Annotated in this window: 12 protein-coding genes; 1 reads left to right on the top strand and 11 read right to left on the bottom strand. The window is 59.2% G+C overall.

The genetic code is table 11. The annotated features are described in order from the left end of the window. Window positions 1-18 precede the first annotated feature (18 nt). From IHV84_RS05110 to sucC, 10 genes are all read right to left on the bottom strand, one after another. A complete protein-coding gene (locus tag IHV84_RS05110; RefSeq protein WP_198846077.1) occupies window positions 19-870 on the bottom strand; it encodes a glycosyltransferase family 2 protein in 852 nt (283 codons plus the stop codon). Further along, window positions 860-2,842, bottom strand: a complete 1,983-nt coding sequence (locus tag IHV84_RS05105; RefSeq protein ID WP_198846076.1) for a hypothetical protein — start codon at window positions 2,840-2,842, stop codon at window positions 860-862. The genes IHV84_RS05110 and IHV84_RS05105 overlap by 11 nt, the downstream gene beginning before the upstream one ends. A gap of 10 nt (window positions 2,843-2,852) precedes the next feature. Continuing rightward, complete coding sequence (locus tag IHV84_RS20605; protein ID WP_198846075.1) at window positions 2,853-3,263, bottom strand: prepilin-type N-terminal cleavage/methylation domain-containing protein; 411 nt, start codon at window positions 3,261-3,263, stop codon at window positions 2,853-2,855. Window positions 3,264-3,568: 305 nt separating this feature from the next. Continuing rightward, entirely contained in the window at window positions 3,569-4,357 is a 789-nt protein-coding gene (locus IHV84_RS05095) for an MBL fold metallo-hydrolase (protein ID WP_198846074.1), read from the bottom strand. Between the two features lie 10 nt (window positions 4,358-4,367). Further along, the gene (locus IHV84_RS05090) at window positions 4,368-6,668 is read right to left on the bottom strand and encodes a CHASE2 domain-containing protein (RefSeq protein WP_370541197.1); all 2,301 of its coding nucleotides are present in this window, start codon (window positions 6,666-6,668) and stop codon (window positions 4,368-4,370) included. A gap of 5 nt (window positions 6,669-6,673) precedes the next feature. Next, window positions 6,674-7,324, bottom strand: coding sequence for an FHA domain-containing protein (locus tag IHV84_RS05085; RefSeq protein ID WP_198846073.1), 651 nt, complete (start codon window positions 7,322-7,324; stop codon window positions 6,674-6,676). A gap of 43 nt (window positions 7,325-7,367) precedes the next feature. Further along, entirely contained in the window at window positions 7,368-8,156 is a 789-nt protein-coding gene (locus tag IHV84_RS05080) for a Stp1/IreP family PP2C-type Ser/Thr phosphatase (protein WP_198846072.1), read from the bottom strand. Between the two features lie 15 nt (window positions 8,157-8,171). Next, on the bottom strand, window positions 8,172-10,700 hold the full coding sequence (locus IHV84_RS05075) for a serine/threonine-protein kinase (RefSeq protein ID WP_198846071.1): 2,529 nt from the start codon (window positions 10,698-10,700) through the stop codon (window positions 8,172-8,174). A 322-nt stretch (window positions 10,701-11,022) separates the two neighbouring features. Continuing rightward, a complete protein-coding gene (gene sucD, locus IHV84_RS05070) occupies window positions 11,023-11,919 on the bottom strand; it encodes a succinate--CoA ligase subunit alpha (protein ID WP_066696974.1) in 897 nt (298 codons plus the stop codon). A gap of 15 nt (window positions 11,920-11,934) precedes the next feature. Beyond that, a complete protein-coding gene (gene sucC, locus IHV84_RS05065; RefSeq protein WP_066696971.1) occupies window positions 11,935-13,095 on the bottom strand; it encodes an ADP-forming succinate--CoA ligase subunit beta in 1,161 nt (386 codons plus the stop codon). 206 nt (window positions 13,096-13,301) lie between these two features. Between sucC and argC the strand changes: the two genes are divergently transcribed. Continuing rightward, window positions 13,302-14,234 carry an N-acetyl-gamma-glutamyl-phosphate reductase gene (argC, locus tag IHV84_RS05060; RefSeq protein WP_198846070.1) on the top strand — a complete coding sequence of 311 codons (933 nt, stop codon included), beginning with the start codon at window positions 13,302-13,304 and terminating at the stop codon, window positions 14,232-14,234. Between the two features lie 45 nt (window positions 14,235-14,279). On the opposite strand, the gene recX is transcribed toward argC, so the two are convergent. Further along, window positions 14,280-14,738: a recombination regulator RecX gene (recX, locus tag IHV84_RS05055; RefSeq protein WP_198846069.1), complete on the bottom strand. Its 459-nt coding sequence runs from the start codon at window positions 14,736-14,738 to the stop codon at window positions 14,280-14,282. Window positions 14,739-14,961: the final 223 nt, after the last annotated feature.

Here is a 14,961-nt window from a genome sequence, read left to right as displayed (position 1 = left end):
TCAGCAAAGGTTACAGCATTATTCAGTGCCACGGTACATCAGCGCCGTAATCTGCTCTGAAATCAGCCCCATCATGAAGGTAATCACGCTGCCGGTATACAGCAAGGCGCTCATATTGGTGAACTTGTGCATGGTGATAAATGTCCAACCATACCAGCCGCTCGCCAGTAAAAACATCACCAAGGCCACAGGGGCAAAAATCTTCATTGGTGAAAACAGCGTACCAATCTTGAAAATGATGAGTAAAAATCGCGCACCATCGCGCAGCAGGCGGATGTGGCTTTTGCCAATGCGCTTGGCGGCATGAATGGGCACGTAAGCCACCGAGTACCCGGCACGGAAAAACGCCATGGTGCTGGTGGTGGGGTAAGAAAAGCCATTGGGCAGGAGGTAGAGAAACTCGCGGAACTTGTCTGCCCGCACGGCGCGAAAGCCGCTGGTCAGGTCTTCCACCTTGTGCCCGGTCATCCAGCTGGCTAGCCGGTTGTATAGCCCATTTGCTAGCCCGCGTCCCACGCTAGCCTGCGAACCTTTTTGGCGAGCGCCGACGACCATGTCGTGGCCCTCGTCCAACTTGGACAACAGGCGGGCAATGTCTGCCGGGTCATGCTGGCCATCCGCATCCATGAACACGATCACGTCACCCGTTACAGCACGCGCACCCGTCTTGATGGCCGCGCCATTGCCTTTGCTGTAGGGGTGGTGCACCACGCGCGCACCCGCCGCCTGCGCAACGGCAGCAGTGTCATCGGTGGAGCCATCGTTGACTACGATGATTTCGGCGAGGGCGCACTGCATGCGCAGCTTTTGGAGGGTCTGGCCAATCGCAGCGCTTTCATTCTTTGCGGGTAAAACAATGCTAATTTTCATTTTTTTCCAGCTCTTGAAGTCTGCGCTCCAAATCAATCAGGTAAGAGCGGGGAAGGTGAACTTCGTTTCGCTGATGCTGGGCCATTTTTTCACGGATGTAGTTGATGGCAGCGATGCGTGAGCTGTGTTGCAGATAATATTCGATCCGAAATTCAATGACTGGCTGTGCATCTGGCCATTTTTTATCTGCTGTTGATATTATTTTTTCAACTTCATCATAGCGCTGCTCTGCATAGGCAAGTGTGGCAAGCTGGTAATAAATTCGTGCCACAAGCCCTGGCGATGTGGCCTGTTTTTCATGCGCCAGCATAGCATTAAGTATTTTTTCAATATCGGTGTATTGAACCGCCGGGCACCGCTGATTGACGACCAAACTCCCAAGCGCCGCGGTACCGTCTACGCTTGTGATGTCAATGCTTATTTTTGGTTGCGCTAGCAATTCATCAATCTTCGCCAAACGCACACGCGTCTTATCTGGCTCTTCAATAATGCAAGAGTAAGCAAGCGTTTGCATGTAGATGCTGAGGCAGTCTTTACACCATTGTGTTGTTTTGTCCAATAGCTTGATGGCAACCATCATGCGATTGATCTGAATAGTGTTCATATTATTTTCTGCCAATGCAGTACTGTCACTACTCATGCTAAGGTTGACTTGGTGCACAACCGCCCGAATGGAGCCCGGATTGGTTTCAACCCAGAAGTTGGCAGCTTCCAGTGGCTTGCCCCAAAGACTGGCAAGGGTGAGCAAGATGGCGGCAAGAATGGTCAGATAACCGTAAATAGCCAATCTGGCAAGATTGCCCCAGTGTTTTATGGCAACGCTGGATGCATGGGCAATGAGCGTGGCGATGCCCAGCAGGGGGATGTAATTGCGGTGCTCAAAGTAAGGCTCCAGCAACAGCGGGCCAGATTCGATCATGTGGCCGATCAGAAACCACAGCACGGCAAACCAGGGCCAGGGATTGCGCTTTCTGAGGCCAAATGCAACCCCTGTGATTAATAACCACGCAAAGGCGCTCAGCCCGATGGCCTCGACAGAATAACCAAGATCAACTTGATCCTGAAATGGACCAAAGTAGGCGATTTTTGGAAACAGGGTTAAATAAATATATCGCCAAAGTATGACCAGCTCGCCTTGCACGCGCTGCCAAGATGAAAAACCCCGGTATTCATTGATTTCAAACCAGGGCCTTGCGAGGGGCGATAAATATACCAAAAAAACTGCAACAGAAAGCCCCAGAACGGCAAGGCGGATATTTCTGTATTTTTGTACGACCACCGTATTGTTAAGCAAGGCAATCTCGATAGCAAAAGCCAACGAGGGCAGCAATACACCATTTTCTTTGGACAATGCAGACAAAACCGTTGCTGCGCCGAGTATGAGCGCCTGCACCAGCAATTGCTGGCGGGGGTGGTTTTTAAAGTGCGAATAGCAACGGAGATAGCCCAGCAAACCCAGTAAGACGAAGAGGGCTGAAAGCCCTGTCATGCGCTGTACCAGAATCAGGCTGCTCGACGCCAAAATGGGTGAAAGTGCCCAGAAGGCTGCAGCGATCAACGCAAATTCGTTGTCAGATCGGCTGGCTTCGCAAGTGTTATGGGTCAAAAGCCGGAGTTGGCGGCAGAGATAAAAAACCAGGATGGTATTGCACGCATGAATGGCGACATTGGTACCAAGCAAAATGGTACCGCCTCCAGGCCAATAGGCGCTCTGCAATCCAAAGGTCAATAAAGCAATGGGGCGACCAAGTGGGCCGGCATTGCCAGAGAAAACAAATTCAATGAACTGGTGCAGATTGGCGATGCTTGAAAGAGCATTGAGATTGGAATAATCGTCATAAAAAAAGGTACCGCCCAGCCCTGGCCAGTAGAGCAAAACGGTGATGACACCCAGAATCAAAGCCAACAAGTGCGGGTATTTTTTCTGCATATTCAAAAAAAAACCCCAGTTGCCTGGGGTTTTTGGTCGCATAAATGCGAAATTAACGGCAAGAGCCCGGCATCAACTTGATTGGGGTGCCCTTGCAAACCCATTCTTTGATACCATTGTCGGCGGTTCCCGACGGCTTAAGTGTGACTGTAATAGGGTCGGTAGCGCTCACCTGGCCCACGACCGTGATCAACCCGCTTGTCGTGCCAACGGTGAGGGCAGATGCGTATTTCGTCTTTTTGAAACCACTCCCGCAGGTGTTGAGACTGGCAAAACCTGATGATTGAACAATTTCCGTCACACAGGTACGTGCAGAACTGGCTGCGAGCACGATTTCAGATGCTTTGGCGCGCTTGGTGTAATCCTGGTAAGCAGGCAGGGCCACGGCGGCCAAGATACCGATGATCGCCACAACGATCATCAATTCGATCAGGGTAAAACCCTTTTGGAGAGAACGCTTCATGAAGAACTCCTAGGAAAAGTTGCAAATGCGCAGCTTTTAAGCAAACGCCATGCCCACTGACCTTCGCTGCTTGTGACTGGGCCAAACCACTGCGCAAGCGTTGGAGACATTGAGCAAGATCAAAAGCTCACTCTTCGAGTCAAGCGGTCTTTCACAATCACCCCATAAAACGTAGTTTTTTGCAGACGCTGCAGGAAGCTATCTCGCCTTGGGCGACTCCTGAAACAGGCCGACAAGCAGCACATTGCCCCAACCCTTTTGCAAATTACATTTTTGTCGCCCAGTAATGTCAGCACAACGGGCCACTACACCTCCAGCGTCTGCCCTGCGCTGAGCCATCGGATGTCGTGCTGGCTGTGCAGGGGGCTTGCGGTGCCGTCAAGCTGCCTGATCTCGTCCATGATCAGTTCGGTTTCCGACGGCTTGGTGTGCGTGATATAGATGGGGTAATGGTTAGCTGCAGGGATATGAGCCAGTTCCTGCGCCAAGGCCTCGGGCGAGAGGTGCAAGCTCCGCCTTGCCAGATCGCTTTCACGGTTGCTGAAGGCTGTTTCGATCACCAAACAAGCCACCTTCAATGTGTTGATACGATTCCAAAATGGGGGATTGCGCTCGGTGTCCCCGCTGAACACCCACCAGCCCGTATCCCCTTCTACCGCAAACCCCACCGCGGGGACGGTATGGTGGGCTGGCAGCACCTCGATCTGCACACCTGCGATGCTCAGTAAATCACCGCATACAAAAGCTTGATACTGCAGAAATGGGGATGCAGCAGACGGTATCGCACTGAAATCCGGCCAGATGACGTTGTTGAAGACATGTGTCTGCAGCGCCGAAATAGTGGCAGCCAGGGCGTGCACTTGCACCGGGTGACGGCGCTGTGACGACACCGCGTCGAGCATCAGGGGCAGCGCGGCGACGTGGTCCAGGTGCGAATGCGTCAGCAACACATGGTCAATCTTGTCCATCTCTTCCAGCGTCAAGTCGCCCACGCCGGTGCCGGCATCGAGCAAGATGCTGTCACCAATCAAGAACGATGTCGTGCGACAGTCCTTGGCGATAGCGCCGGAACACCCCAGCACGCGAACCTTCATGTAGAGCCTTCTACTTGGTGTCGAAATTGGTGGCGCTGTCCCAGTCGGGATTGAAAGGCAACCCACGCAGGCCTTCGACCCGTGCAGCATACAACTCATAAAGAGTGCAACAAGGTCTGAGGCCTCGCAACTGCGCCATCAGCTTGTCGCATTGTGCCCATTCCTGCGCTGCATAGGCTCGCAGAAAACCCTCCCACACCACCAGTTCTTCGGCGAGTTCGGCGGGTAGCTGATCCAGGGGCAGCAGCGGCTGGTAAATCGGTACGGCCTGCGCCTTGCCCTTGACACGAACGCGATCCATGGCCTGCCAAACAAACTGAGGGGCGAGTTGCATGGCAGATTCACTCACCACGATGGATGTGCCGTAGGTCTTGCACAGCCCTTCGAGACGCGAACCCAGGTTGACCGCATCGCCGATGACGGTGTAGCTCAAACGAATGTTGGAGCCCATGTCACCAACGCACATGAGCCCCGTGTTCAGACCAATGCCAACGCCAATTTCCGGCAAGCCTTGCGCGCGATGCTCCTGGTTGAGTTGCTCGACTGCCCGGGCCATGCCCAAAGCCGCACGCACAGCGCACGCAGCGTGATCTTGTGCAGGCACAGGAGCGCCCCAGAAGGCCATCACGCAGTCGCCCATGTATTTGTCGATGGTGCCCCGCTCACCCTGGATGACTTCCGTCAGCCGCGTGAACACCCGGTTCAAAAGCGCTTGCAGTTGCAGCGGGGGCATGCACTCAGACAGGGCCGTGAAGCCTCGCATGTCGCAGAACATCACCGTGAGTTCCCGACTGTCTGCTTGCATGCTGTAGTGCTCGGGATGCTTGAGCATCTCATCTACCAGTGGGGGCGGCACGTAAGAGCGAAAACGCGAAGCCAGAGCGCGTTTGGCCCGGCTTTCAAACAAATAGCCATGGGCGATGTTGACCGCTGTGGCTGTGAATACCAGCGCAAGGGCGGTTGCCAGCGGCATTGCCAGCCCGTGCGTCCGATACAACCAGAAATTGAGCAGGGTCAGAGCGAGGAACACCGCTGCGCTCAGCAACAACGCGGGGCCAGCCGGCAGCACTGACAGCCCAAACGCAAGAACCAGCCCCACCATCAAAAGCTGAAGAACATCGAAACCGCGTGCGTAATCCGGGATGGCGATGGTGCTGCCGTCCATCAGTGCCGTCAGCATACTGGCATGGGCTTCTACGCCTGGATACACCGGGCCGACCGGGGTCGTACGCACATCTTGCAGCCCCGGGGCCGAGGTGCCGATCAAGACCGCTTTGTCTGCCAAGGTGCCCTCTGCAATTTTTCCTTCCAGCAAGTCGCTGGCAGAAATGTAGGCATAGGAGCCGCCCTCAGGGCCGCCGGGGCCGCGGAAAGGGATGAGCATGGCCAGCCGTTCATCCACAGGCAAAGCCATGCGGCGCGTGCCGTCTACCAAGACCACGCTTTCCAGTGTGTCGTGGGTGCCAAGAGAAGCCGTCGCCGGAAAGCCGGGCTCCACGGTGGGCCCGCCCATCATGGCGCGAAACATGGCCAGAGCCAGCGACTCGTAATACTGGCCCTGGTATTCGGCCAGCAGTGGCAAGCTGCGAACGACCCCATCGTTGTCGCCGATGGTGTTGAAGAACCCCGCCTGAGCGGCAGCCTGATTCAATTCGCTGAGATTGGCTCCGTAGCCATTCCAGGTGGTGGCTGCCAGCGGCCTGCCGCGCAGCTGGGCACCAGTCACCACCGGCGGAGGAAGCGTGCCTTGGGTGTGCCCCTGGCGATCACTGGTGAAGTAGTAGCCCAGCACCGCCGCATGCCCATGAAGGCTGCGAGCAAACAAGGCATCGTGGTCGAGGGAAGGAGCCAAACGAGCCAGTTGCTCGGCAAAGCCAGGAGTTTTGGCCAAGGGCCCTCGCTCCAAGGCGCGCAGGGATGCCAGCCCGGAGCTGTTGTCGCGCTCGGCAAACACCACATCGAAGCCCACCACAGACACACGCTGGCGTGCGAACAATTCTTGGGTCAGATCTGCGAGTTTGTCTCGGCCCCAGGGCCAGCGCCCGATGCGATCGATGCTTTTTTCATCGATATCCACAATGACGATGCGCTCGTCAAGGGTTCGCGACATCCCCAGGCGCATGCGGGCGTCGTAGATGAACTGGTCCAGCCGCTCCAGCAGCGGCAGGGGCATGGCGGCCGAAACATGCAAAAGCGCCAGTGCCAGCGGGATCAACGTGAGCAGCACGCGGCGCCAGCGGCGAAACAACAAGGAGCTGCGCATGGGCTCAACGCACCCGGCCCAGGCAAATCGCCGGGGCTTGGCGGTCACGTCAATCAGGTTTGCTCGAACTGCATCTCGGTGCCCGCGAGTTCCAGCTTGTCGCCGCTTTTGAGCGGGACAGGGCTGGAGCCAATCGCCACACCATTGAGCAGAGGCATGTCCGGGCCTTCCACATGGGCCAGCACGAAGCCCTGAATGCGCTTGGTGATGGACGCCACGGCAACACCGGGTTTGCCGATGGTTGTCACCACCTTGTGCAAGGCGACTTCGCGGCCAGCCGCTGCGCCCGACAGCACCCGGATAACGGCATTCATAGGGGCAGGAGGCGCAACCACACCACCGGGCCTTGCCGCCGGATTCAGCGCCGGAGCCATTCCCGGCTTGAACACCATGGTCTTCTCGAAGTTCTGGGCGTCTGCATCTTGCAGGAAGCGTATCTTGTATTTGCCCACCTCGATGGTGTCGCCGTTGCGCAGCTCCTGGCGCTTGACTGCCTTGGCGTTGACGTAGGTGCCGTTCGTGCTCCCCAGGTCTTCAATCTCGACACCATCAGGCACCATGTGGATGGCCGCGTGTTCACCGCTCACCGCCAGGTTGTCGATCACGATGTCGTTGTACGGGCGGCGGCCCAGCGTCGTGCGCTCTTTGGTGAGTTGCACTTCTTTGATGACGACGCCGTCGATCGAAACGATCATTCTGGGCATGATGATCTACTCCTGATTTGATGAATTGTTATGTTGCTGTCCGTCAGGCAGAGCCCAAAAGACGGGACATGAGGCTGCGTTTTTTCCCTCCGGCAGCCGCCTGCACCAGCAATACGCTGACGTTATCACGACCGCCATGGGCATTGGCCGTGTCAATGAGCCGCCCTGCTTTTTCTTCCAGAGAGCCAGGCGCGCACAGCAAATCTGCCAGCTCTTCGTCATTGACCATGTCGGTCAAACCGTCAGAGCACATCACAAACAGGTCGCTGGGCGCCACTTGAAATTCGTTCACTTCCATTTGCACATGCGGCTCTACGCCCAACGCACGGGTGACCAAATTGCGGTTGGACGACGCGGCTGCCTGCTCCCGGGTCAATATGCCTGCATCGACCTGTTCCTGCAACCAGGAATGGTCTCGCGTGATTTGCTGCAAAACCCCTGCGCGCAAGCGGTAGCAGCGTGAATCCCCGATATGGCCGAGGATGAGGCGATCGCACTGAAAAACGCCCACCACCAACGTGGTACCCATGCCGGAGTACTGCGGGTTGGACAGCGAAGCGCCCAAAATGGCATGGTTGGCGTTTTCCACACACAACTCCAGCGCCCGCCACACATCCGTGGCGGGTGGCGTAGTCCCGGCCTGCGCCAGCCAGCGACTCATTTCCGTGCCAATGTAGGCAATGGCCATTCCACTGGCAATTTCGCCCGCGTTGTAGCCGCCCATGCCGTCAGCCAAGACGGCCACCTGGGCTTCCCGATCGACAGCCACGGCGTCTTCATTGTTGGCGCGCACGCGCCCCCGGTCGGTTTGGGCGAAAAATTCGTAAGTCATGGATTGGGAAGCACGTCATCCCACAGGGGCAGCCACAGGCCTGGATGCTGGGCTTTGTTGCTGTGGGTGCTCCAGCACCGTGGTTTTTGTCAGCAACATGTTTTGCTCTGCAGGGGAGCGGTCTGGATCATAGACGACTGCCGCAATTGCTTCGCCAATACTTTGTTGCAGAGCGTTGTCCATGGCGTGCGTGAGCGCTTGCGCCAGCTGCGCACCTGTCTGGTAACGGTCCTCGGGCCGCTTGTTCAACGCCTTGGCCACCAGTGTTGCTACGGCCTCGGGCAAGTCGGGGCGCAGCGTGCGAACGTCTGGCGCTGGCACATGAACGATCTTGTGCATGAGTTCTGGCATCGACTCGGCTCGCAGCGGCAATGCGCCCGTGAGCAGCTGGAACAGGGTCACACCCAACGCGTACAGATCTGTTCGCCCATCCACCTTGGCGCCACACAGCTGTTCAGGCGACATGAAGCTGGGCGTGCCCAGCACGATGCCCGTGCGCGTCTTGCTCGCATCGGTAATACGGGCTACTCCAAAATCCATCACCTTCACCGTGTCGGTGGCAGGGTCCCACATGATGTTCGCGGGTTTGACATCGCGATGTACGACATGGTGTGCATGGGCATAGTCCAGGGCACCTGCTACCCGAGCGCCAATGGCCAACACCTGCGCCACCGGCAACAGGTGGGGGGTTTGAGTGAAAGCGGTCAGGTCCGTGCCGGCCACGAACTCCATCGCGATGTAGGCGAGCCCCTGCGCTTCCCCAGAGCCATCAATGGTCACGATGTTCGGGTGCTCCAACCGCCCTGCGGCTTCTGCCTCTTTGAAAAAACGTTCGCGGACATCCACCAGCGCAGCCCCCTCAAACTCCTGGTGCAGTGCCAAGGTTTTGATCGCCACCATTCGGCCTGAGCGCAAGTCTCGCCCTTGGTAGACGACCCCCATCGCGCCCTTGCCCAACTCGTGCTTGAGCTCATAGTGCGCAAATGCACCGGAGGCCTTTTGGCGCGGCAGCGTTTCTTGCACGGAGGCAGGCAGTGACGAAGCACCTTCGCCAAAGCTACTGCCAGCGCCATGGCCCGGCGAAATGCCAGCCTGGGCCAGCAAGTGGGTCTTGGCATGGCGGTAGCGTGCCCGCGCATCTTTGTATTCGGCATCGCGATACACCAGATGCTTGAACACCTTCTTGGCCAGAGCAAAGTCTTTTTTGCGCTCAAAGTCCTTGCCCAGGTGGTAGAGGTTTTCCTTCAATGCGTCGCTGGTCGGCAGTAACTTGAAGCGCTCAAAGGCCTGCAGAAACTCACCACGACCATGCAGAGCTAGCGCCATCATGCGCTCGGCATCGGCAGAGCCTTGCGGCACTTCACCCGGCGTTCGTTTTGGTAATGCAGCCCAAACACTGCACAGCAACTGCCCCCACAGCACCACTGCGGCGGCGGCCATAAGAGGCACCATATGCAAGGCGCGTTGCAACCACCACCATTGCATGGCAAGCAGCAACGTGGCGAGCCCCAGTGCAACGCCCCAAGCCACTCTTGTGCGCAAACCGGGCAGCGCCACAACCACCAAAGCCATGGCGAGCACCGCACCCCATGCCAGGGTGTGGGCCCAGTTTGGAGCCGTCACGGAGCGGGCCACACGCAATCCGACCAAGGTCTGGGCCACCACATCGGATGCGTGCAAAGACGAGCCCCCCGGTACGGTCCACACAGCGGCTTGCGGCCCTGCCGTCATTCCTACCACCACGGTCTTGTCGCGCAGGGCTGCCGGTGGCACTTGGTTAGCCACCACATCGGCTGCCGCCAACCGAGGCAGGGATACGCCAAACACTGGGCGCATCACCGCACCCGCATCCACCCCCACCGCCAAGCTGCCCAGCAGCAGACCAGGGCTGGAACTGCCGCCTCTCCAAGAAATATCTTCGGCGCTGAGATGCAACACACGCTGGGCAGCCAGCAGCGCAAGCGCAGGCACTCCCACGCTATCGTGGCTGAGTACCAGAGGCACCTGCCGGAGAATGCCATCGCTGTCAGCCCCCCATTGCAAATGCCCCACGCCTGCAGCGGCCTCCGCAAAAGGCCCCATCTGCACAGGCACCATGGCAGGCCCACGGCCGCCAAGGGCTGCCAAGGTACTGCGATGAAAAGCCGGTGGCAGTGAAGCGGCCGGCCCTTTGTCCGCAATTACCGCTGGCCAGATCACGTTTTGGGCCTGGGCAATGCTGCTCACCAGCGCTTGTGCATCGGGCGGCGTGGCAGGCGGGGCCAACGGTACGGCATACACCACGGTGCTGGCGCCGGCCTGGGCCAAGCGGTCAATCAATGCGGCATGGTTGTCATAGGTCCAGTTACCGCCAGCCGCTGCCAAGCTACGGGCATCAATGTCCACCAACACCGCCTCGCTCATCGCGCCGGGCGAAGCGTGGGCCACAGCAGCGTCGTACAAGATCTGCTGGGCCTGAGGCAATACACCCGCAAGCCACAAGCCTCCCGTCAAAGCCAGGGCCGTGGCGGCGCTGATCCATCCCGTCCACCGCCTTGGTTCCACCCTGCGCTCCGGTAATTTTCTGGCCACTGCAATCCACGTTCCATTCTGTGAGTGGATGTAAAAAGCAAAAATTAAGCCCGTTCGCCACACGGCGGGTAGGCGCTCCCCCACCAGCTTTCCCAGGGCGCCCGACACTCTGGCGGTGCCGCTCTTTGTCGCCTGCCACCCTCGTAGCGACAAATTTGTCACACCAATCTCTCAAGCTTGTCCGAGCATCCCGGTCTGCCTGAACAGCAAAAAAAAGCACCCGCGACCAAACGGTGGCGGGTGCAGTCAACGGTACGTGGCAGGCCAACCCATGGGCTGGCCTGGAACCGCTGGATTACTTCAGCTGGGCCTTGAGCAGCTTGCCCAGTTCCGACGGGTTGCGGGTGATGACGAAACCCGACTCTTCCATGATGGCGAGCTTGGCGTCAGCCGTGTCAGCGCCGCCAGAGATCAGCGCGCCAGCGTGGCCCATGCGCTTGCCGGGAGGGGCCGTCACGCCAGCGATGAAGCCGACCACAGGCTTCTTCATGTTGGCCTTGCACCACTGGGCGGCTTCGGCTTCGTCAGGGCCGCCGATTTCGCCGATCATGATCACGGCATCGGTGTCTGGATCGTCGTTGAAAGCCTTCATCACGTCGATGTGCTTCAGGCCGTTGATGGGGTCGCCACCAATGCCCACGGCGGTCGACTGGCCCAGGCCCACTTCGGTCAGCATGGCCACGGCTTCGTACGTCAGCGTGCCCGAACGGGACACCACGCCGATACGGCCCTTGCGGTGGATGTGACCGGGCATGATGCCGATCTTGATTTCGTCGGGCGTGATGATGCCGGGGCAGTTGGGGCCCAGCAGCAGGGTCTTCTTGCCGCCAGCAGCTTCCTTGGCTTTCATCTTGTTGCGCACCATCAGCATGTCCTTGACCGGAATGCCTTCGGTAATACAGATGGCCATGTCCAGGTCGGCTTCCACAGCTTCCCAGATGGCATCCGCAGCGCCTGCTGGAGGCACGTAGATCACCGACACGGTGGCGCCGGTTTGCTGGGCGGCTTCCTTGACGGAGGCGTAGATCGGGATGTTGAAGATCGACTCGCCAGCCTTCTTGGGGTTCACGCCCGCGACAAAGCAGTTCTTGCCGTTTGCGTATTCCTGGCACTTTTCGGTGTGGAACTGGCCAGTCTTGCCCGTGATACCCTGGGTGATGACCTTGGTGTCTTTGTTGATGTAGATCGACATGTATGTTCTCCGGGCTTACTTGACGGCAGCAACGATCTTGGTCGCGGCTTCGGCCATGGTGTCTGCAGCGATGATGGGCAGGCCGGACTCGGCCAGCATCTTCTTGCCCAGCTCTTCATTCGTGCCCTTCATGCGCACGACCAGCGGCACGTTCAGGTTCACGGCCTTGCAAGCGGTGATCACGCCGGTGGCGATGGTGTCGCACTTCATGATGCCGCCGAAGATGTTGACCAGAATGCCCTTGACCTTGGGGTTCTTGAGCATGATCTTGAAGGCTTCGGTGACCTTCTCGGGGGTAGCACCGCCGCCCACGTCCAGGAAGTTGGCTGGCTCGCCGCCGAACAGCTTGATGGTGTCCATGGTGGCCATGGCCAGGCCAGCGCCGTTCACCAGGCAGCCGATGTTGCCGTCCAGGCTGATGTAGGCCAGATCGAACTTCGAAGCTTCCACTTCGGCGGGATCTTCTTCGTCCAGATCGCGGTAGGCCACGATTTCGGGGTGGCGGAACAGGGCGTTGGCGTCAAAGTTGAACTTCGCGTCCAGGGCCATCAGGTTGCCCTTGGAGTCGCAGTTCAGCGGGTTGATTTCCACCAGCGACGCATCGGTGTCCATGTAGCACTTGTAGATCTTGGCAAAGATGTCTACGGCTTGGTCGATGGAAGCGCCCGTCAGGCCGATGGCGGCTGCCACCTTCTTGCTCTGCTCGGCAGTGATGCCAACCAGCGGGTCGATCATCTCGGTGACGATCTTCTCGGGAGTGGAGTGGGCCACTTCTTCGATGTCCATGCCGCCTTCGCTCGAAGCGATCAGGGCCACCTTCTGCGTGGCGCGGTCGGTCACCAGGGACACGTACAGTTCGTTCTTGATGTCGGCGCCGTCTTCGATGTACAGGCGGCGAACCTTCTGGCCTTCGGGGCCCGTCTGGTGCGTGACCAGCTGCATGCCCAGGATTTGTTCAGCCAGCTTCTTGACGTCGTCGATGGTCTTGGCAACCTTCACGCCGCCGCCCTTGCCACGGCCACCTGCGTGGATCTGGGCCTTGACCACCCACACGGGGCCGCCGAGCTTTTGTGCAGCTTCCACGGCTTCTTGCACCGTGAAAGCGGGAATGCCGCGCGGAACGGGCACACCAAATTGACGCAAGATTTCCTTGCCTTGGTATTCGTGAATCTTCATGAGGTCTCTCTCAGGGAAGGATGGTAGTTACCCGTTTGCCATGAACAGATTGTCTGGCCGCGGGCTTGGGACATGGCAACCTGCGACTGTATCATGCTGCAACGCACCATCCTTGTGGGAAACTTACGGCCCCCACGCACCCGGTCAAGTCATACAGGGCAGGCGCCTGTCGCAGCCCCCTCTCTTTTTCGCAGGAGCACACCCCCATGTCCAAAGTCTTTATCGATGGCGAAGCCGGCACCACGGGCCTGCAGATCCGTGAACGCCTGCAAGCCATGCCGCAAATCGAGCTGGTGAGCATTGCCCCCGAACTGCGCAAAGACCCCGCCGCCAAGCGCGACCTGATTGCGGGCGTGGACCTGGTGGTGCTGTGCCTGCACGACGACGCAGCCCGCGAGACCGTGGCCATGGTCGATGAGATCGAGCGCAGCACGGGCCGCACGGTGAAAGTGATTGATGCCAGCACCGCGCACCGCACAGCCGATGGCTGGGTGTACGGCTTTCCAGAACTGGCCGCTGCACAGGCCCAGGCCGTGCGCGAAGCCTCGCGCGTTTCCAACCCTGGCTGCTATGCCACGGGCGCCATCGCACTGCTGCGCCCCTTGGTGGATGCGGGCCTGATTCCTGCCGACTACCCCTTGAGCCTGCCCTCGGTGTCGGGCTACTCGGGTGGCGGCCGCACCATGATCGAAGCGTACGAGGCAGGCACGGCCGCTCCGTACGAAGCCTACGCCCTGGGTCTGGCCCACAAGCACATTCCCGAGATCCTGCGCTACACCGGCCTCACACGCCGCCCGGTGTTCATCCCCGCCGTGGGCAACTTCCGCCAGGGCATGCTGGTGCAACTGCCGCTGCATTTGGACTTGCTGCCCGGCGCGCCCAAGGCCAGCGACCTGCACGACGCGCTCGCCAGCCACTACCGCCGCACCAATACACCCGAGCAATGGGTGAGCGTGCTGCCGCCCACCGATGACTTGAAGCTGGCCGCCGACACGCTGGCTGACACCAACAAGCTGGAGTTGCGCGTGTTTGCCAACGAGCAGTACCGCCAGGCCGTGGCCGTGGCGCGCCTGGACAATCTGGGCAAAGGCGCCAGCGGCGCTGCCGTGCAAAACCTGCAATTGATGTTGGGCGTTTAAAACGTTTTATGGCGCATGGCGTGGGTGCGTTGCGCACCCACGGGGTCAAGCCCCGTCGCCATCCTCAGTGCCCTGCACCGCGCGGCGCACCACGTCGCCAGAAAACCCCCGAGCCAGCAAAAACCGCATGTGCTTGGCGCGGGTTTGCGGGTCTGCGGCAGGCTCGCCAAACTTGCGGCGCCACACCTCGCGGGCACGTTCCAGCTCAGTATCTTGCAGCCGGGCCACGGCTTGCTGCACCGCCTCTGCACCCAAGCCCTTGGCCTGCAGCTCTTGCCGGATGCGCGCCGCGCCCAGGCGGCTGGCGCGCCGGTTCAACACCGATTCGACCACCCGCTCCTCGCTGATGAAGCCCTTGGCCTGCAGGCCATCGAGCACCGCATTCAAATCCTCGCCCTCTTGCACATGGGGGCCGAGCTTGCGCTGCAACTCGGCCCGTGAATGCTCCCGCTGGCTCAGCAAGCGCAGCGCGCGACCCGTGAGCGATAGCGTGGTGAAACCCATGGCAGATGGAATGCTTCCGTTTTGATAGCTGCCAGCGCTTACAAATCAAGCGCTAGCGGGCTATTTTTCTTAAAACTCAGGCGCAGCCGCTCACTCACCAGCAGCAGCAGGAGCCTGCAGCGCGCCGGGCAACAGGGCAATGCCCAAGCCTTCGCGCACCTTGTTCTAGTGAAACTGCGGTCCACTCGGCTTACGCCTCGTCTGCAGCACTGGCTGCCGCCAA

Source organism: Acidovorax sp. IB03 (assembly GCF_016406015.1).
Taxonomy (GTDB): Bacteria; Pseudomonadota; Gammaproteobacteria; order Burkholderiales; family Burkholderiaceae_C; genus Acidovorax; species Acidovorax temperans.
This window is presented reverse-complemented; position numbering and strand designations above follow the sequence as displayed.

What these genes read in the sequence shown, in the direction of transcription:
- IHV84_RS05110 (WP_198846077.1), bottom strand. Translation starts at nt 870, where the DNA reads ATGAAAATTAGCATTGTTTTACCCGCAAAGAATGAAAGCGCTGCGATT.
- IHV84_RS05105 (WP_198846076.1), bottom strand. Translation starts at nt 2,842, where the DNA reads ATGCGACCAAAAACCCCAGGCAACTGGGGTTTTTTTTTGAATATGCAG.
- IHV84_RS20605 (WP_198846075.1), bottom strand. Translation starts at nt 3,263, where the DNA reads ATGAAGCGTTCTCTCCAAAAGGGTTTTACCCTGATCGAATTGATGATC.
- IHV84_RS05095 (WP_198846074.1), bottom strand. Translation starts at nt 4,357, where the DNA reads ATGAAGGTTCGCGTGCTGGGGTGTTCCGGCGCTATCGCCAAGGACTGT.
- IHV84_RS05085 (WP_198846073.1), bottom strand. Translation starts at nt 7,324, where the DNA reads ATGCCCAGAATGATCGTTTCGATCGACGGCGTCGTCATCAAAGAAGTG.
- IHV84_RS05080 (WP_198846072.1), bottom strand. Translation starts at nt 8,156, where the DNA reads ATGACTTACGAATTTTTCGCCCAAACCGACCGGGGGCGCGTGCGCGCC.
- sucD (WP_066696974.1), bottom strand. Translation starts at nt 11,919, where the DNA reads ATGTCGATCTACATCAACAAAGACACCAAGGTCATCACCCAGGGTATC.
- sucC (WP_066696971.1), bottom strand. Translation starts at nt 13,095, where the DNA reads ATGAAGATTCACGAATACCAAGGCAAGGAAATCTTGCGTCAATTTGGT.
- argC (WP_198846070.1), top strand. Translation starts at nt 13,302, where the DNA reads ATGTCCAAAGTCTTTATCGATGGCGAAGCCGGCACCACGGGCCTGCAG.
- recX (WP_198846069.1), bottom strand. Translation starts at nt 14,738, where the DNA reads ATGGGTTTCACCACGCTATCGCTCACGGGTCGCGCGCTGCGCTTGCTG.